Origin of the sequence: Novosphingobium pokkalii, from assembly GCF_014652855.1 — a bacterium.
GTDB lineage: Bacteria > Pseudomonadota > Alphaproteobacteria > Sphingomonadales > Sphingomonadaceae > Novosphingobium > Novosphingobium pokkalii.
On record NZ_BMZP01000008.1, the window covers coordinates 131,343 to 149,343 of the forward strand.

General features: G+C 69.4%; 15 protein-coding genes, 1 tRNA gene and 1 pseudogene. 6 read left to right on the forward strand and 11 right to left on the reverse strand.

Annotation, left to right across the window (positions count from 1 at the left end):
* Positions 1-33: 33 nt before the first annotated feature.
* A tRNA-Asn gene (locus IE191_RS10650) sits at positions 34-108 on the forward strand.
* A 16-nt stretch (positions 109-124) separates the two neighbouring features.
* Here the strand turns inward: IE191_RS10650 and IE191_RS10655 are convergent.
* The 10 genes and pseudogenes from IE191_RS10655 to IE191_RS10700 all read right to left on the reverse strand — a co-directional run bounded on the left by IE191_RS10655 (position 125) and on the right by IE191_RS10700 (position 10,858).
* The gene (locus tag IE191_RS10655; RefSeq protein WP_191324350.1) at positions 125-1,069 is read right to left on the reverse strand and encodes a hypothetical protein; all 945 of its coding nucleotides are present in this window, start codon (positions 1,067-1,069) and stop codon (positions 125-127) included.
* The gene (locus tag IE191_RS10660; RefSeq protein WP_191324351.1) at positions 1,069-3,057 is read right to left on the reverse strand and encodes an ATP-binding protein; all 1,989 of its coding nucleotides are present in this window, start codon (positions 3,055-3,057) and stop codon (positions 1,069-1,071) included. Before IE191_RS10660 ends, IE191_RS10655 begins: the two co-directional genes overlap by 1 nt.
* Positions 3,058-3,097: 40 nt before the next feature.
* Positions 3,098-4,063, reverse strand: a complete 966-nt coding sequence (gene virB11, locus IE191_RS10665; protein WP_229815242.1) for a P-type DNA transfer ATPase VirB11 — start codon at positions 4,061-4,063, stop codon at positions 3,098-3,100.
* Entirely contained in the window at positions 4,060-5,136 is a 1,077-nt protein-coding gene (locus IE191_RS10670) for a TrbI/VirB10 family protein (RefSeq protein WP_191324352.1), read from the reverse strand. The genes virB11 and IE191_RS10670 overlap by 4 nt, the downstream gene beginning before the upstream one ends.
* The gene (locus IE191_RS10675; RefSeq protein WP_191324353.1) at positions 5,133-6,029 is read right to left on the reverse strand and encodes a TrbG/VirB9 family P-type conjugative transfer protein; all 897 of its coding nucleotides are present in this window, start codon (positions 6,027-6,029) and stop codon (positions 5,133-5,135) included. The genes IE191_RS10670 and IE191_RS10675 overlap by 4 nt, the downstream gene beginning before the upstream one ends.
* The gene (locus IE191_RS10680) at positions 6,026-7,183 is read right to left on the reverse strand and encodes a TrbL/VirB6 family protein (RefSeq protein ID WP_191324354.1); all 1,158 of its coding nucleotides are present in this window, start codon (positions 7,181-7,183) and stop codon (positions 6,026-6,028) included. Before IE191_RS10680 ends, IE191_RS10675 begins: the two co-directional genes overlap by 4 nt.
* Positions 7,180-9,591: pseudogene (locus IE191_RS10685) on the reverse strand (VirB4 family type IV secretion/conjugal transfer ATPase). Before IE191_RS10685 ends, IE191_RS10680 begins: the two are co-directional and overlap by 4 nt.
* Complete coding sequence (locus IE191_RS10690) at positions 9,588-9,872, reverse strand: VirB3 family type IV secretion system protein (RefSeq protein WP_191324355.1); 285 nt, start codon at positions 9,870-9,872, stop codon at positions 9,588-9,590. The pseudogene IE191_RS10685 and the gene IE191_RS10690 overlap by 4 nt, the downstream one beginning before the upstream one ends.
* 6 nt (positions 9,873-9,878) lie before the next feature.
* Positions 9,879-10,193, reverse strand: coding sequence for a TrbC/VirB2 family protein (locus tag IE191_RS10695; protein WP_191324356.1), 315 nt, complete (start codon positions 10,191-10,193; stop codon positions 9,879-9,881).
* Positions 10,190-10,858: a lytic transglycosylase domain-containing protein gene (locus IE191_RS10700; RefSeq protein WP_229815243.1), complete on the reverse strand. Its 669-nt coding sequence runs from the start codon at positions 10,856-10,858 to the stop codon at positions 10,190-10,192. The genes IE191_RS10695 and IE191_RS10700 overlap by 4 nt, the downstream gene beginning before the upstream one ends.
* A 157-nt stretch (positions 10,859-11,015) precedes the next feature.
* Here IE191_RS10700 and IE191_RS10705 point away from each other — a divergent pair, with 157 nt between their 5' ends.
* Together IE191_RS10705 and IE191_RS10710 are read left to right on the forward strand one after the other, a co-directional pair.
* Complete coding sequence (locus IE191_RS10705) at positions 11,016-11,780, forward strand: response regulator (RefSeq protein ID WP_191324358.1); 765 nt, start codon at positions 11,016-11,018, stop codon at positions 11,778-11,780.
* A 182-nt stretch (positions 11,781-11,962) separates the two neighbouring features.
* Positions 11,963-12,841, forward strand: a complete 879-nt coding sequence (locus tag IE191_RS10710) for an intradiol ring-cleavage dioxygenase (protein WP_229815244.1) — start codon at positions 11,963-11,965, stop codon at positions 12,839-12,841.
* A 202-nt stretch (positions 12,842-13,043) separates the two neighbouring features.
* Here the strand turns inward: IE191_RS10710 and IE191_RS10715 are convergent, their stop codons facing one another.
* The gene (locus IE191_RS10715; protein ID WP_191324360.1) at positions 13,044-14,417 is read right to left on the reverse strand and encodes a formimidoylglutamate deiminase; all 1,374 of its coding nucleotides are present in this window, start codon (positions 14,415-14,417) and stop codon (positions 13,044-13,046) included.
* 62 nt (positions 14,418-14,479) lie between these two features.
* On the opposite strand from IE191_RS10715, the gene hutI reads away from it, so the two are divergent.
* Genes hutI through hutG form a run of 3 tightly spaced genes read left to right on the forward strand, consistent with a single transcriptional unit; the run spans position 14,480 to position 17,999 of the window.
* A complete protein-coding gene (gene hutI / locus IE191_RS10720; protein WP_191324361.1) occupies positions 14,480-15,679 on the forward strand; it encodes an imidazolonepropionase in 1,200 nt (399 codons plus the stop codon).
* Positions 15,676-17,205: a histidine ammonia-lyase gene (gene hutH, locus IE191_RS10725; protein WP_229815245.1), complete on the forward strand. Its 1,530-nt coding sequence runs from the start codon at positions 15,676-15,678 to the stop codon at positions 17,203-17,205. The genes hutI and hutH overlap by 4 nt, the downstream gene beginning before the upstream one ends.
* A complete protein-coding gene (gene hutG, locus IE191_RS10730) occupies positions 17,205-17,999 on the forward strand; it encodes an N-formylglutamate deformylase (RefSeq protein WP_191324362.1) in 795 nt (264 codons plus the stop codon). Before hutH ends, hutG begins: the two co-directional genes overlap by 1 nt.
* Positions 18,000-18,001: the final 2 nt, after the last annotated feature.

An 18,001-nucleotide genomic window follows, 5' to 3' on the forward strand; every position in this document is an offset into this window, starting at 1 on the left:
AAGCCCATATCGCCCCGGCACCGCCGGGCCTGTTCCCTGATAGCTCAGCGGTAGAGCTCTCGACTGTTAATCGAGCGGCCGTAGGTTCGAATCCTACTCAGGGAGCCACCCTCAATCATCCAGATCAGAACGTGCGGCGCAGGCCGAGCCCGACTGCCGTGCTTTGTCCGGCCACCTGGCCCAGGCTGCGCGTAACGAAGGTATCCAGCCACATCCGGCGCGACAGGCCGATGTTGGCCACCACTCCCAGTTCGACCCAGCCATCGGGCACCCGACTGGCGACCAGCGCCGGCCCCGGGCCCGCGCCGCCTGCCCCGCCGCCGCCCGGCATCTCGCCGCCCGCGCCGCCGGTGCCGCCGTTCGGCTGAAGCGAAACGGCCGCATTGCTGGTCCAGCGCGCAGAAACGAAGGCTCCCACGCTCCGCTCGAACGGGCCGCCGATCCGGCGATCGAGCCGCAGATGCGCCGCACCCGACCAGGCCGGCATCGCCTGCGTCGCACCGCTCTGGTTCAGCGCCAGGCGTGACTGTACATAGCCGGCGGCCAGCGTCGGCGTCAGGAACCACCCACCATGCAGCGGCAGCGTGCGCCCCACCGACCCGGCAAAGCCGAACAGCGTGGTAGCCGGCGCGGCGCCGGCGGCATTGCGCCCCTGCGCAAAGGCCGGTGCGTGGCTGGCCGATCCCTGGCGCTGCCGCCCCAGGGTGGCCTGCCCCTCGACAATCCAGCCATCGAAGGTACCGCCGCCGGCAACACTCGCCACGTGGTATGTGCTGGGAGGATAGGGAGAATGGCTGGTCGTGGCACTGCGATAGGCGGTAATCGCCGCGCGTACATAGCCTCTGCCCAGCCGCCGGGTGAGGCGCGCCTCGCCAAACGGCGCAGCAGCGCCACCATCGGGCCGGGTCACCCCTGCCGAAAGACCTGCCATCCATTGATCGACCGTGCCGCCGGCTGAGGGATCAGCCTGGCGCGCCGCAGGGGCGGCATCATCCGCCGCCCGCGCCGGGCTGCCGCCACCCAGCGCCACGACGCAGCCCCATGCCGCAAGACCGAGGGTGGCGCGCATCATGCCGCCAGGCGCGCGCTTTCACCAAACAGGCGCGGCACTCGCACTTGCGTGACAAAGCCCTCCGCGCTCTGGGCAAAGCGGATTTCTCCGCCGTGGGCACGCGCGATCGAGCGGCATACGGCCAGGCCCAGCCCGCTGCCAGGCTTGCCAGAGCGGCGCGCGGCCTCGCTGCGATAGAATGGCTCGAACACCTGCTCGCGATCCTCCTCGGGAATGCCAGGCCCGGCATCGACGATCTCGGCCACGACCTCGTCTTCCTCCGCCCGCACTCTCACCTTGGCGCTCTGCCCGTATTTGACCACGTTTTCCAGCAAGTTGTCGAGCAGGCGGCGAATCTGCACCGGATCGACTTCCACCGCCATCGGCGCTGCGGGTTCAGCCGTCACCGCACCGCCGATAAGGCGCGCGTCTTCCACGCTCGCTGCCACCAGTTGCCCCAGATCGACCACGTGACGCGGCCCGGGGGTAGAAGCATCGCGGATGAAGGCAATCACCTGGCTGATCATCGCCTCCATCTCGATCACTTCCTTGAGCAGCCCCTCGCGCTGGTCATCCGGCACGTTTTCGAGCCGGAAGCGCAAACGGGTGAGCGGTGTGCGCAGGTCATGGCTGATCGCCCCGACCATCGCGGTCCGATCGTCCACGAACGCGCGCAGGCGATTGCGCATCTGGTTGAAGGCATGGGCCGCCCGGCCGATCTCGGCCGGACCGGACAGCGGCAGGATCGTTGCGGCCGGATCCCGCCCAAGCGTTTCGGCCGCGCGGGCAAAGCCTTCCAGCGGGCGCACGATGCGCCGCGCAAACAGCCACGCCAGCGGACTGACGATCGCCAGCGACAGCAGGAACCACAGCGCCACCTGGCGCTGCCAGCGGTTGGGGAATGCTTCGGCACGGGGCGCGACAACAGTCCAGCGACCATCGGCGCCGCGCACGGCGGCAATGAAATCACCCTCGATGAACGGCGGCGTGGCCATTGCCAGCCAGCCGCCCTGCGGACCGGTGCGGAAGGGAATGGGCTGTGGCGCGGCGACCGCAACCGCCGCCGGCGGACGCGCCGCAGCCGGTGCGGCCGGCAGTGCGGGACCGGAACCGTTGCCGCCGCTGCGCGGTGGCTGCAACGCCTGCGGCGCCGCGGATGTGGCTGCGGCAACCGGGACAGGATTGGCTGCCCCAGCGGCCTTGCGGACAGGCAGGCCACCCCCTACGCCAGACGGCACGGCCGGCACCGGCGCCGGGATCAGCAAAGCGCCGGGCATGCCGTTGGGCAAGGCGAGCGGCGCTGCCCCGACCGCAGTGGGTGGGGGCGTACCGCCTGCGGCGGTGGCCGATCCGCGTGATGCTCCTCCGCCCCCGGTGGGATTGGCCGGCGTACTGGGCGATGCGCCCGCAGGCGCGTGGCCCCCCGGCACGCCACCCCGGCCGCCTCCGGGCATACCGCCAGGCATGCCACCCCCGGGAAAGCCACCACCGCCCGGCATGCCGCCGGGTGCTCCCGCAGGAAAGCCGCCGCCCGGAAAGCCGCCATTGGGTGGCGCTCCCTGGGCGTGCGCGGTGCCCACCATCCAGTCCGCCGGCCAGGCTTGCAACGCGCGCCGATCGGCCTGGGCGGCCACGCCAGGACGGCCGGCCGGCACGGCAATGCCGCCCACCGGCAGTTGCGTGTAGAACGCCAGCATCACATCCTTGCTTTGACGGTGCAGACGCGCGGCGAGCGCATCGCGCGTGGCCGGTGCCACCAGCCAGCCGGCGCCACCGATATCGGGCGGCCCAGACAGTTGCGCACGCTCCAGCCGGGCGGAAAGGCCGTTGCCAGACAATCCCTGCACAACCTCGTCCAACGACCAGCGCGCCTGCGGACGCGGCGGAAACAGCACGGTCAGCCCCAGCGTCACCGCCTGCGCCGCCACCAGCGCACAGACCAGCAGGGCCATGAGTTGCAAGCCCAGCGGCAGCCCGGCGCGCGGGCGGATCAGGGGAAGCTTCATCGTGCGGTCCTTGCTGCCTGCGCCATTGTCGTATCCGTCATCATGCCATTTGCGCGACCAAGTCGCGGGCCAGAGCCATCCCGGTGATCGCCCGGCGTCCGTCCTGCCGGCCAAGGTGAACCACAACATCGATCACTTGCGCGGCATAATGCAAGGTCTCGCGCCGTGCGAGGCCCAGCCCGGCCTGCATCACCAGCAGGGCAAGCTGCTCCAGCGCCCCCGCGCAACTGTTGGCGTGGATCGTCGTGAACGATCCGGGATGCCCGGTGTTGATCGCGCGCAGGAACGTGATCGCCTCTGCCCCGCGCAATTCGCCCAGCACGATGCGATCGGGCCGCAGACGCAGCGCTGCGCGCAACAGCGCATCTGTATCGACCTGCGCTTCGCCCAGTTCGCCGCGCACCGCCACCAGCCCCAGCGCATTGGGCTGGATGATGCGGATTTCCGGCGTATCTTCCACCACCAGCACGCGATCGTCGCCCGGCACTTGCGCCAGCAGGGCGTTGAGAAACGTGGTCTTTCCGCTCGACGTGCCTCCCGCGATCAGCACGGTGCGCCGCGCCGCCACGGCCTCTGCCAGCCAGCCGAGCGGATCGCTGGCCATGCCGGCGGTGTCGGGCGGGTGGGCCTGCATCAGCGCCCCTTGCGGCGCCCAGGCCGACAGCGGCAGATCGACCACGCGGTGGCGGCGGATGGCCATGGCCCAGCCGCCGCGCGTTGCCGGTGGGCCCACGAACTGGATGCGCGCGCCATCGGGCAGCGTCGCGCCCAGCAGCGGCTGCGCGCGGTTCACGCCCTGGTGGCTGATCCGCGCCACCTGTTCGGCCAGCCGCCGCAAGGCGCGGTCGTCCAGCGCCGGCACGGCGTGGCACTCCATCGGCCCCGCCCCGGCCGCCTCTATCCAGACCTGGCCTGGCTGGTTGACCATGACTTCCGATACGTCCGCCCGCGCCAGGAACGGGTGCAGCGGGGCCAGGGCTGCCGCCAGGACCGGATCGTCGATCACCGGCTCACCGTGGAAAAATCCAGGTCTCGCGCGGTGAACACGCGGATCGGCTGGCCTTGCGCAACATGCACCGTGGGCGGGATCTGCGCATCGCGCTGCGCCGCCACCGAAGCCGCGCTCGATCCATTGGTGGACACCAGTACACTCGCGCTGCTTCCAGCCAGCGCGCCCAGCCCACTGATCACCGACAGCATGGTGGCCGCGCCAAACCGCTTGAAGAAATGATTGTCCACCTTGCCGGAAAAGCCGGACTGGCCATTGTATTCCACCCCTGGCGAAGCCAGCGCCACGCTCACCCCGTCGGGCCGGATCAGCCGCGTCCACATCACATAGGCGCGGGTCTGCCCGGCAGCGAGGCCGCTCTTGTATTGCCCGATCAGGCGCGAGGAACGCGGTATCAGCACGCGCCGCCCGTCAAAGCTTTTCACATCCTGGCTCACCACGGCGCGGACATAGCCGGGCAGATCGCTGTCGATCGCGGTTTCCAGGATCGCCGGGATCAAGGTGCCCTGGGTCACCGTGTTGGTCAGGTCGGCAATGCGCGTGGCGCTGGCGGTGTCGACGCCGGCATTGCCCACGCGCGCGCCAAACGCCTCGTTCTCGGTCAGGCTCTGGGCCGGACCGGCGGGCGTGTTCCCGGTTATCGCCGCCCCGCCGGCCGCGCGCGGCATCACTTCGGGGGCGGGCGTGTCATAGACCATGACCGGCGCCGCCCCGGGATCCGGCGCCAGGCTGGCAGGCATGCGATCGAGCGCGGCCTGCTGCGCCGCCGTGGGTGGCAGCGGCGGCGGTGCGGCGCTGGCCGAGGTCGGGGCGGGCGCAATCGGGGAAGACAAGGCAGGTAGCGGTGCCGTGGCCGTCGGCGCGGGCGCAACGGCGGCGGTCTCGCTGCGGCCGTGCAGCGTGAAGAACGTCAACCCACCCAGCGCCAGCGCCATGGCCACGCCCGCAAGCAGCCCGCCGCGATCCTTGCCGATGGCACTGCCGGCCACCACCGGAAAGGCATTGCGGCTGGCCTGTGCCAAGCTGTCGGCGTCCATCTCGGCGCGGGGATCGGAAAGGGTTTCGGTCATGGCGCGGACTCTTGCGGCGGAACGGGCGAAGCCTTGGGGGCTGGCGCTGCGGGGGCAGCACCGGCAGGCCCCGGTTCGGGTGCAGCCAGGGCTAGCGGCGGTGTCGGTGTCTCGGCCATCGGCGCGTCTCGCTCCAGCCAGGCCTCTTCCTTGCCCGATCGCAGCACCAGCACGGCATGGCCGCCATCGACCACCAGATAATCGCCCTGGCTGGTATAGTTGACCGGCCCTTCGGCCTGCTGGCGGGCCTTGGCGCCCTTGCCGGCGGGCACGCCGCCCGGCGCGGGGGCGAGCACGGCGGGCAGATCGCGGCCCTTGGGCCAGGCCAGATAGACTGCATGCCCATCGTCGAACACCCGATCGGGCAGCAGCGCCCGGGCACCGCGCTGCCGCCAACCGAAATGGAACGTCGCAGGATCGAGCACGGGATTGGCCGGCTGGGCCGGTTCGGCCGGGGTCAGCGCGGCGGCGGGCATCGCCGGCGGCTGTGGCGGCGGGTCGTCGGGATAGGAAAAGCGCAACAGGAACAGCGGCTCCCTGCCCAGCCCCACGTGGAGGGCAAACAGGTAGATGTGGCGATCGGTGATCACCGTCATGTTGGTGGGCGCGGCCCGCGCGCTGGTCGGCTTGACGAACACGCGGTCGGCCCGCCGGTTGGGCGTGATCTGCCAATGGGCGGAGCTGCCGACGGCGATGTTTTCCACCTGCTCGCCTTCGGCAAAGGCGATCGTGGCTTCATAGCCCGGCCGCGCCGCCACCGGGATGACCGCGTTTTCGTGAAAGGCGAGCAATTGCACGCGCGGATCGGCCTGCGCCGCATCGGGCGCGGCGGCGAGCGACATCAAGGCAAAGCCCAAAGCACGGCGGATGGCGGGAGTGGGCAGGCGGATCATCGCGAGGTCTCCACCGCATTCAGGCTGCGGCCCAGTGCCTGGGCGCGGTTGACGCCCGATGGCAGGGCGGGCTGGCCCGGCGGCGGCATGATGGCGGAACGGGAAGACGGCGGGGCGGCTGGCAGGGCAATGACGGCCGGTGGGGCCAGCGCGGCGAGGATGGCGTGAACACGCGGATCGCGCGGCGGTGTGTTCTGCGGGCCGGCAACGGAAGTGGGCCCACCCTGCCCCGGCACGAAGGTCGGCGGCGCGACGCCGGGCGGCATGGCGCGTGGTGCCGCCTCGCCTCTTTCCCCCAGCCAGGGCGCGACGAGGGCGCCCAGCCGCCAGCCGGAAACCAGCGTGGTCGCCACTTTCAGCACCATGATCATCAGCGCGCAATGCACCGCCGCCACCAGGAACACGGCGGTGGCGCTGCGCATGTCGACGTCGCCCGCGCCAAGATCGGCCACCACCGGATCGGCCATGGCCAGCGCGCCAGCCCCGATCAGCACCGTGAACAGCGGCACCAGCGCGAACAGCACGGCCCCTTTGACCCAGCCTTCGAACAGCCCGCGCGTGCCCGAAAACAGCGCCAGGATAAGGAATACCGGGCCCACTGCCAGCAGCGCCGCCAGCGCGATCCGGCTGGTGACGAGCACGCCCACCGTGCCCAGCAGCAGGAGCATCGCCGCATAGGACAGCATGTCTCCGGGCGTGGTGCCCTTGGCGTCGCCCTGGGCGGCATGGGCGCGCTCGGCCGCCTCGCTCACCGCATCGAACAACTGGTCGAGATGCTGGGCAAAAGCATGCGAAGCACTCCCCCGCGTGCCCAGCACCAGGCCCGCCACCTGGTCCGGCCCGCCCGAAAGCAGCGCCCAGACCACGTTCTGATAGGCCATCCACGATGTCGCAAAAGTCAGCGCCAGGCCCAGCGCCATCATCCGCGGACTCAGGCTCGACAACCCCAGCGAGACGCGGCCGGTCATCAACCCGATGGCCATGAGCGCAACATAGATCGTCAGCCCCATGGTCAGGGCCACGGTCAAGCCGCCATGGCTGCCGAACAGGCGGGCAAAGGCATCGGCCGTGGCATGGGCCGAAAGGCAATCGACCGCGTCGAGTGCCGATGCGATCGTGCCGCCATCCTGGGTTGAGATCGCCGGGCAGCTCATTCCGCAGCCTCCGCCACAACGGCTGGCACCATGTCCGGCCAGGCCGTGCCGGTCAGCGCCGGCAACCACAACGCGGGATCATCGCCCAGTTGCGCCCGCAGGGCATCGAGCCGGCGCACGCTGGCCTCTCGCCCCGACAGCACGGTGAGGATTTCCGGGCTGCCCGCCAGATCGAGCCGCGCCAGCACCGAGGCATTGGCATGGCGCACCAGGAAGCAGCGGCTCTGTGCCGGCAGCGCGCGGATCAGGTCCACCTCGTGCGCGGTCAGGCCGAAACCCAGACCGTAATCCTCGAAGCGGGCGCGCGAATTGGGCGTGAAGATCATCGTCGCGGTCTGCTCCACCAGCGCGGTGGCGATGCGGCTGTCGAGCGCGTCACGCGCGCTTTGCGTGGCAAAGCCGACGATGGCATTGCGCTTGCGCAGGGTCTTGAGCCAGTCGCGGATGCGCTCGGCAAAGACGGCATCGTCCAGCGCTTTCCACCCTTCGTCGATCAGCAGCATCGTGGGAGTACCGTCCAGCCGCTCTTCCACGCGGTGAAACAGATACATCATCGCCGGGGTGCGCAGGATAGGCAGATCGAGCAGCCGGGTCATGTCGAAGCCCAGCGTGCGCGCGGCGATATCCAGCCGGTCCTGCACGTTGTCGAACAGCCAGGCATGTGGCCCCTCGCCCACCCAGGGCGCCAGGCGGCTGGCCAGGTCGCCCGCCTCGGGCCGCGCCTGCCCGGCCAGGTGATCGGCCAGGAAACGCAGGCGGCGCAGATGCGGCGGCCCATCGTGCAGCGCCTCAAGCGCATCGGCAATGCGCGCGCGTTCGGTCGCGCTCTCGGCCTGGACCAGGCAGGCCACCAAGTCGCGCTGAAACGCGCGGTTGGCCGGCGTGTCGGCCAGGGCCAGCGGGTTGAACCCGGTCGCCTCGCCCGGAATCAGCCGGGTATAGTGCGCGCCCATCGCCCGCAGGAAGATCTCCGCGCCCCGGTCCTTGTCGAAGAACACCATGCGCGGCGCCACTTTCTGCGCCTGGGCCGCCAGGAAGTTGAGCACGACCGTCTTGCCCGAACCGGATGGCCCGATCACGGTAAAATTGCCCAGGTCGGCGCGGTGGAAATTGAAGAAGAACGGCGTCGCGCTGGTGGTTTCCAACACCGTGATCGCCTGGCCTCAGTGGTTGCCCTGTGCCTGCCCCATCGGAAAGCCGTGGAGCGAGAGGAACCCGGCGGCGTTGGCCGTGGAAATCAGCGCGCGGCGCACGGCATAGCTTTCATTGCCGGGAAACTGCGCCCAGAATGCCGGCTCCAGGTTCACATCCTCGCGCACCGCGATCGCGCCCAGATCGGCCAGCGCATTCATCGCCGCCGCGCTGGCGCCTTCCAGCGCGGGCAGGCTCTCGGCCCGCACCATCACGCTCAGGTGATGGTCGCCAAACCCGGTAGAACCCGCACCCAGGGCATCGCGCGCGGCGTGCATCTGCGCGCGCTCGGCCAAGGCTTCCTCGTCGGCCGATTTCAACCGACGCAGCGCCAGGTCGATCCGCTCGCGCGCAATCTGCCGGTCGGCGGGGGCAAAGGTTTCGGTCAGCACCAGTTCGTGAGGCAGGCGCAGCAGCGCATCGACCATACCTGCGCGGGTGGTGTCGGGATAATCCTTCAGGCTGATCATCGCGGCAAAGTCGCGGCCGCTTGATCGCCGCGTCTCGATCGCCTCCAGCCCGAACGACACGCGCGCGTAGGGCAGGTGATGGCCCAGGTCAGGTTGAACATCGCCCGGGCCATCGGGCAGCGCCACCCCGCGCCATTCGCCATTGTAGAGCGCAGACAGCAACGCCAGCGGCTCAGACCAGCGCGCCCCGCCCTGCACCACCGTGCCCAGCACCCGCGCACCATAGCCGCCCAGCGCGCCCAGCAGGGCCGCGCAGGCGCTGTCCAGTTCCCGCCGCGCGCGGGCTTCATCGGCCGCCGCGCCGCGCGCCTTGCGTCCCAGCCACTCCAGCCAGCCGGCCTTGCCGCGCGCCGGGCGGCGCACCAGCGTCAGCACCTGTTCGTTCACGAACAGCGGCGTGGCGGACAGCCGCGCGCGCCAGGCCGCATCCACCGCCGCGCAAAACGGATCGGGGAAATCCGCCTCGAGCGCGGCCGCCACGCGCCGCCGCACGACATGGTGATAGACCACGAAGCGCGCGTCGAGCACGCTGCGCAGCGTCGTCTCGCGCACGGCCAGCATGTGGTCGAGCTGTTCGGCGTCTTCGGTCTCGAACGGCAGACCTTCGACACGGATCATCTGCATCAGGCTGCCATCGCGCAAGGCCAGCGTCGCCGCGTCGAGATGCCGCGCATAGGGCAGCCGGTCTCCGGCTCGCGCCTCGCGCCGCGCCCAGGCGGCGGGGCCTTTCCAGCCAGCGCCGCTCATGGCGCGTAACTGTTGCAGCCCCAGCGGCGCCAGTTGCGCACACGGGGGCAGCGGCTGACCCGCACCAGCCACAGATCGAACACGCGCGGCTCGCGCAGCGCGGTGACATAGCCCAGCCCATGCACGACCAGCGCGATCGGCAGGGACAGGAAGCTGTGGGTGATCAGGAACGCCTCGGTCGTGACGGCCATGTTGATGACGAAGAAGGAAAACGTCACCCCGGCAAACATCTGCGGGCGGGTGAGCGCGCGGAACACCGGCGCCTGGGCCAGGCCGGCCATCGCCGCTCAGCCCGCCGCACCGGCGGCAGACTGGATGCCCGCCACGATGGCCGCCGAACCGAACAGGATGAAGCAGCCCATGATCACCGTGGCGCCAAAGCGCCAGTTGAGGCGGCCGGTCAGCATCATGAAGCCGACCATGGCCACCGCGATCACCGCCACAGTGGTGGCAACCTGCCCCAGCAGGGTGTCCCGCAACCAGCCCAGCGCCGAAACGATCGGACCGGAGCCTGCCGGGCCACCACCGGCGGCGCGGGCCGGCTCGGCCAGGGCCATCAGCGGCAGGGCAGAAAACAGCAAGCGACGGGAAAGAACGGTCATCGGGACACTCCGGCAAGATTGGCGTTGAGCCGGCCCATCACGGCACGGACATAAGCGCGGGTTTCGGCAATGGCCGGGATGCCACCGGCACGGGCGACCCGCTCCGGCCCGGCGTTGTAGGCGGCCAGGGCCCATTCGATATTGCCGTCGAACCGGTCGAGCAGGCTCTTGAGATAGCGCGCACTGGCCCGCAGGTTGGCCACGGGATCGCGCGGGTTCACGCCCAGCGTGCGCGCGGTGCCGGGCATCAGTTGCCCCAGCCCGACAGCCCCCGCCGAAGACACCGCCTGCGGGCGCCAGCGGCTTTCCTGCCAGACCAGCGCCTCCAGCAGCGCGGGGCTGATCGCCGCGCCTTCCGCCGCCGCGCGCAGATGCTCGCGCCACGCGGCCGGCGAAAGGCTGGCACCCGCTTGCGTCAGGGCCTCCACTTGCGATCCGAAGGGCAGAGCAGCGGGTTCGGGGCCGTCACCGGGCTGGGCGGCTGCGACATCGACTCCAGCCCAGTGAACGGCCCCTGCACCACTGCGTGCCCTCATCGTGCCGCCAGCGGTGATCTCGTAGACATCCGCCCGGGCCGCGTGCGGCAGTGCAAGCAGGGCCGGAAGGGAGAGACCGGCCAGCGCCCACGCCTGGCGGCGCGGCCCGGAGAAGATTCGATGTCGCATGGCCATGGTTTGGCGCCGGGCTGTTGCTCGCGAATTTCAGGTGGATTGCACCTGCATTGCAGCGCATTTCAGCCCGGCGGCCTGGCCGCGACATGCGTGAAATCCGCGCGCGACGAAGGCTTTCTATGCCGGGCCAATGCTACTACACCTCAAACCCATGGACTTTGCGACGCGCATCCTGATCGTCGATGATGACGAAGGCATCCGCACCCTGATCGGCGAGTTTCTGGAAAGGCACGGCTTTTCCATCGCCACGGCGGCCGACCCGGCCGACATGCGCGAACAGATGGCGCGCGAAACGTTCGATCTCATCGTCCTTGACGTGATGATGCCGCGCGAAGACGGGCTTTCCGCGCTGCGCCAGTTGGGCGCCGATGCTCCGCCGGTGATCATGCTCAGCGCCGTGGGCAGCGATGTGGACCGGATTGTCGGCCTGGAAATGGGCGCGGCCGATTATCTCGCCAAGCCGTGCAATCCGCGCGAATTGCTCGCCCGCATCCGTGCCGTGCTGCGCCGCCCCGGTGCGCCGTCGCCGGCCGATGGCGCCGCGCCTGCCACCACGGTAGGCGATGCGCCTGGCCCCTGTCTGTGCTTTGCCGGCTGGCAATTCGACCTGGGGCAGCGCCTGCTGCACGATCCGGCGGGGCGGCTGATCGCGCTGACCGATGGGGAGTTCCGCCTGTTGCGCGCCTTTGCCGAACATCCCCGCCGCGTGCTGAGCCGCGACCAGTTGCTCGACTGGTCGCGCGGGGCAGACAGCGAACAGTTCGATCGCGCGATCGACGTGCAATTGAGCCGCCTGCGCCGCAAGTTGGCCGAGGGACAGGGCGGCGCCGACATCATCCGCACCATGCGCAACGAGGGCTACCTGTTCGTACCCAGCGTCACCAGCCAGGCCGCAACGCTGCCGAAATCTGCCTGAAATCCCCCGGTTACAAACGCTTTCCACGATGATGAACCCTGCCGGGCCGCCCTGCACGTCCGGCGCTCCTTATCGGAAAAGCGCAAGCCATGGTGCAAGACTATCCTCCCCAAGAATATCCTCGCGTTGCCGAAGACCACGATTCCGATCATGGCCACAGCCTGCAAGACGATCTGGCCGTCATGGGCCGCCTTATCGGGCGTCGTCGCGCCCTCGTGCTGCTAGGCTCGGCGGCAACCACGTCCCTGCTTGCGGCCTGCGGCGACGGCTCGTCTGGCGACTCGTCTTCTACGTCGTCGTCATCGACATCATCGTCGTCGACAAGCTCTTCCTCTACCTCGTCGACCAGCTCCACCACGTCGAGCAGTTCGAGCGGCTCCAGCAGCAGCACCGACACCTGCATTGCCGATCCGACCGAAACCAACGGTCCCTATCCGGCCGATGGCACCAATACTTCCAGTGGATCGACGTCCAACGTGCTCACGCAGAGCGGCGTCGTGCGCAGCGACATCCGCTCCAGCTTCATTTCCTCCACCACCACGGCGCAGGGTGTGCTGCTGACGATCACGCTCAAGCTGGTTGACGTGAACAACGCCTGTGCGGGCATTTCGGGGGCGGCGATCTATATCTGGCACTGCAATGCCGCCGGGCTCTACTCGCTCTATTCCAGCGGCGTGACCACCGAAAGCTATCTGCGCGGGGTGCAGGTGACGGATTCGAATGGGGAAGTGACGTTCACCACGATCTATCCCGCCTGCTATTCCGGCCGCTGGCCGCACGTCCATTTCGAGGTATTCTTGGGCGGCCTGACCAGCAGCAGCACCGGCAAGACCGCCTCGCTGATCTCGCAGATGGCCATGCCCGCCGCCACCAACACCGCCGTATTCAACGGCAGCTCGCTCTACAGCGCCAGCATCGCCAACTATTCCGCGATTTCGCTGTCGAGCGACAATGTGTTTGGAGACAACACCTCGGCCCAACTGGCGCAGATGACACCCACGCTGACCGGCAGCGTGGCGGAAGGGTATACCGGCTCCATCGTCATCGGCATCGCGCAATAGGGGGCTCAGAGACTGTTTGGAAATCCGGCTTTGCCGGATTTGCGGCACCGGCCCTCTCCCCCACCCGACCTCCCAACGATAGTACCCTAGGGGGGTCGGCCCCCTCAGCGAAAACGTCCCCCGGACGTTTTCGGTGCCTTCGGGACGGGAGAGGGCCGGTGCCGCAACGAAAATGCGCATTGGCGCATTTTCAAAACGCCCGCTAACCGGCGCGCAGCGCGGCCAGTGTGGCGTGATAGCGGCGGGCGATCGCCTCGCGCGCGTGATGGCGGCCGCTGGCCACCACCTGCCGCCCGCGCCGCCATACCCCGTCGATCGCGGCGCTGCCGCCGGCAAAGATCCAGGCGTCGATTGCGCTGTCCGGCCGATGCCCGGCAAGAGCGGGATGGGCAGGATCGAGGCTCACCAGATCGGCCACCTGCCCCACCGCCAGCGCGGGCGCCTGCTGCCCCAAGGCCTGCGCGCCGCCAGCTAGGCTGGCAGCGAGCAGCGTTTCACCGGTCGATGCGCCCGGCCCTGCGGCCAGAACGGCGCGGCTCCGCTGTACCAGGCGTTGGCCATATTCCAGCAGGCGCAATTCCTCGGCCGCATCGATCCGCACGTTCGAATCGCTGCCCAGCCCGATCCTGCCCCCCGCCGCCAGGAACGCCCCGGCCGGAAACAGGCCATCGCCCAGATTGGCCTCAGTGATCGGGCACAGCCCGGCCACGGCGCCGCTGGCAGCCAGTGCCTCGGTTTCAGCCGCAGTCATATGCGTGGCGTGCACCAGGCACCACTGCCCATCCACCGCCAAGCGATCGAGCAGCAGTTCCACCGGTCGCCGCCCGCACCAGGCCACGCAGTCCTCCACTTCCTTGGTCTGCTCGGCAATGTGGATGTGGATCGGCGCCCCTTGCGCCAGCGCGGGCACATGGGCCAACTGCTCCAGCGTCACGGCGCGCAGGCTGTGCGGCGCCACGCCCACCACGGCATCGGGCAACGTGGCGGCATGGCCGCGCGCGGCATCGAGCAGGCGGGCAAAGCCATCGAGATCGTGCAGGAACCGCGCCTGCCCGGCGCTGGGCGCCTGCCCGCCAAACCCGGCATGGCTGTAGAGCACGGGCAAAAGCGTGAGGCCGATGCCGCTTTCCTGCGCAGCCGCCACCACCGCCGCGCTCATCTGCGCCGGATCGGCATAGGCCTGCCCGGTAGGGTCGTGGTGCAGATAGTGGAATTCGCCCACGCGGGTGAAGCCGGCCTCCAGCATCTCCACCTGCGCCTGCGCGGCAATCGCCAGCAGGTCTTCGGGCGTCATCTGCCCGACAAAGCGATACATCGCCTCGCGCCAAGTCCAGAAACTGTCTGAACCGGGTCCGCGCCGTTCGGCCAGCCCGGCCATGGCGCGCTGGAAGGCATGGCTGTGCAGGTTGGGCAGGCCGGGCAAGGCCCAGCCCTGCCGCGCTTCCCCGGCTCGCAAGGCCGCTTCCGTCTCGATCGCGGTGATGCGGCCTTGTGTCACGGTCAGGCGCACGTCGCGCGACCAGCCGCCGGGCAGCCACGCCGCATCGAAGAACAGGCTGTGAGAATCCGCTTGCATCGCCACGCTCCTTGCGTGATTATGTATATACATTATTGTAGCCCCGGCAAGGACCAAGCACCATGCAGTGCGACACGATCTGGACCAATGCACAGCTCGCCACGATGGCAGGGTCTGGACTTGGCGTGATCGAAAACGGCGTGCTGGCCGCGCGCGACGGGGTCATTCTCCACGTCGGCCCGGCGGATAATGCGCCTGCGTTCCAGGCTGCGCAGACCATCGATTGCGGCGGACGCTGGATCACGCCGGGCCTGATCGACGCGCACACCCACCTGGTCTTTGCCGGCAACCGCTCGGATGAATGGGAAGCGCGCCTCGCCGGCGCCAGCTATCAGGACATTGCCCGCGCCGGGGGCGGCATCATGGCCACGGTGCGCGCCACGCGCGGCGCCAGCGTGGACGATCTCGTCGCGGCCGCCCTGCCCCGGCTCGATGCCCTGCTGGCGCAAGGCGTGACGACAGTCGAAATCAAGTCGGGCTATGGCCTGACGCTCGACGCCGAACGCACGATGCTGCGCGCAGCGCGCATGCTTGGCACGGTGCGCCCGGTCCATGTCGTCACCACGTTCCTGGGCGCCCATGCCCTGCCACCCGAATGGGTGGGCAATGCCGATGGCTATATCACGGAACTGGCCGAGCATTGGTTGCCCACGCTTGCGGGCGAAGGCCTGGTCGATGCCGTCGACGCCTTCTGCGAAGGGATCGCCTTTTCCCCCGCGCAGGTCGATCGGCTGTTCCACGCAGCGCGTGCGCTGGGCCTGCCCGTGCGGCTCCATGCCGAACAGCTTTCCAATCTGGGCGGGGCGGCGCTGGCGGCCGAGCATGGCGCGCTCTGCGCCGATCATCTGGAACACCTCGACGCAGCGGGCGTGGCGGCCATGGCGGCGAGTGGCACGGTCGCCATGCTGCTGCCCGGCGCGTTCTATTTCATGCGCGAAACAGTCAAGCCGCCGATCGCCGCCTTGCGCGCGGCTGGCGTTCCGATGGCCATCGCCACCGACTGCAACCCCGGCACATCCCCGCTCACGTCCCTGCTACTGGCCATGAACATGGGCGCCACGCTGTTCGGGCTAACGGTGGAAGAATGCCTGCTGGGCGCCACGGTCCATGCCGCGCGCGCGCTGGGCCTGGCCGGTACGCTCGGCCAGCTCGTGCCCGGCCAGCGCGCCGATCTGGCGATTTGGAACATCGCGCGCCCGGCCGATCTTGTTCACGGGATGGGCGCCGCGCCGCTCCATGCCCGCATCTGGAGTGGAAAATGAGCCCTGTTGTTCTCACCCCCGGCGCCGCCACGCTGGCCGATTGGCGCGCGATCCATGCCGGCGCCGATGTGGCGCTGCATGACGCAGCCTGGGGCGCCATCGCCACCAGTGCCGCCGCCGTGGCGCGCATCCTGGCCAAGGGTGCGGCGGTCTATGGCATCAACACCGGCTTCGGCAAGCTGGCCAGCGTGCGCATTGCCGATGAAGACCTCGCCGCCTTGCAACGCAATATCGTGCTCAGCCACGCCGCCGGCACCGGCGCACCCTCGCCGATCCCCGTGGTGCGGCTGATGATGGCGCTCAAGCTGGCCAGCCTGGCCCAGGGCGCCTCGGGCGTGCGGCCCGAAACCGTGCGCCTGCTCGAAGCCATGCTGCGCGCCGGGCTGGTGCCGGTGGTGCCCTGCCAGGGTTCGGTGGGCGCCAGCGGCGATCTTGCCCCGCTGTCGCACATGACCGCCACGATGCTCGGCGTAGGCGAAATTTTCGTGAACGGCGTAGCCCAGCCCGCCGCGCAGGCGCTGGCCGCTGCCGGGCTCGAACCCATCGCGCTTGGCCCCAAGGAAGGTCTGGCGCTGCTCAACGGCACGCAATTCTCCACGGCCAACGCCCTGGCCGGGCTGTTTGCCGCCGAACGCCTGCTCGCCACCGGCCTCGTCACCGGCGCGCTCTCCACCGAGGCGGCGCGCGGCACCGATACCCCGTTCGACCATCGCATCCACGCCCTGCGCGGTCATGGCGGCCAGATCGAGACCGCCGCCGCCCTGCGCGCGCTGATGGCCGGCAGTGCGATCCGCGCCAGCCACGCGGTGGACGATCCGCGCGTGCAGGATCCCTATTGCCTGCGTTGCCAGCCGCAAGTCATGGGCGCCGCGCTCGATGTGCTGCGCCAGGCCGCGCGCACGCTGGAAATCGAAGCCAACGGCGTGACCGACAACCCGCTGATTTTCCCCGAGGCCGACGAGGCCCTGTCCGGCGGCAATTTCCATGCCGAGCCGGTGGCCTTTGCCGCCGACATGATCGCGCTGGCGCTCGCCGAAATCGGCTCCCTGTCGGAACGGCGCCTCGCCATGCTGGTCGATCCCGCATTGTCCGGCCTGCCTGCTTTCCTCACCCCGCTGCCCGGCCTCCATTCGGGCTTCATGATCCCGCAAGTGACCGCCGCCGCGCTGGTTTCGGAAAACAAGCAGCGCGCCGCGCCGTGCAGCGTCGATTCCATTCCCACCTCGGCCAATCAGGAAGACCACGTTTCCATGGCCGCCCATGGCGCGCGCCGGTTGCTCGACATGGCCGGCAATCTCGACGCGATCCTCGGCCTCGAACTGCTGGCCGCCGTGCAGGGCATCGAATTCCACGCCCCCTTGCGGTCCAGCGAAGCACTTGAAGCGGTGCGCGCCATGCTGCGCGCCGCGGTGCCGCCACTGGTGGAAGACCGCCACTTCGCCCCCGACATTGCCGTGGCCCGCGCCATGGTCGAACGCGGCGCAGTGCTGGCCGCCTGCCCGCTGTCGTTGCCGGTGCTGGGCTGATGGACTGGCTTACTGTCCATCGCGGCACCGCGCCGCTGATCGTCGCCTTTCCGCACGGCGGCACCGACCTTGCCGGTTGCCCGTTCGGGTCCGACTGGCTGGCGCGGCGCGACACCGATTGGTGGATCGACGAGGTCTATGGCTTTGCCCGCGATCTGGGCGCCACACTGGTCGCCACCGCCATTTCGCGCAGCGTGATCGATGCCAACCGCGATCCCTCGGGCGCCTCGCTCTATCCGGGCATGGCCACCACCGGCCTCTGCCCGGAAACCACGTTCGACGGCGAAGCGCTGATCCCCGCCCCGCTCGACGCGGCGGAAATCGCCCGCCGCCGCGAAACCTGGCACGCGCCCTACCACGCAGGCCTGCGCGCAGAAATGGAACGGCTTCGTTCCATTCATGAGCAAGTCGTGCTCTACGATGCCCATTCCATCCGCAGCCGGGTGCCGCGTCTGTTCGATGGCGAACTGCCGCTGTTCAATATCGGCACCAACGACGGGCGCTCCTGCGCGCCGGAACTGGAACGCGCCGTTGCTGCGGTGTGCGCAGAAAGCGGGGAAAGCCATGTGGTCAATGGCCGTTTCAAGGGCGGCTGGACCACGCGCCACCACGGCGCCCCTGAAGCGGGCATCCATGCCATCCAGATGGAACTGGCAATGCGCGGCTACCTGGCCGAACCGCTTGAACCCACGCCGGAAAACTGGCCGCCCCGGCCCGATCCGGCGCGCCTGGCCCATCTGCAACCGATCCTTACGCGCGTGCTGCGCGCCTGCCTTGCCTTCGCCGGAGAATGACG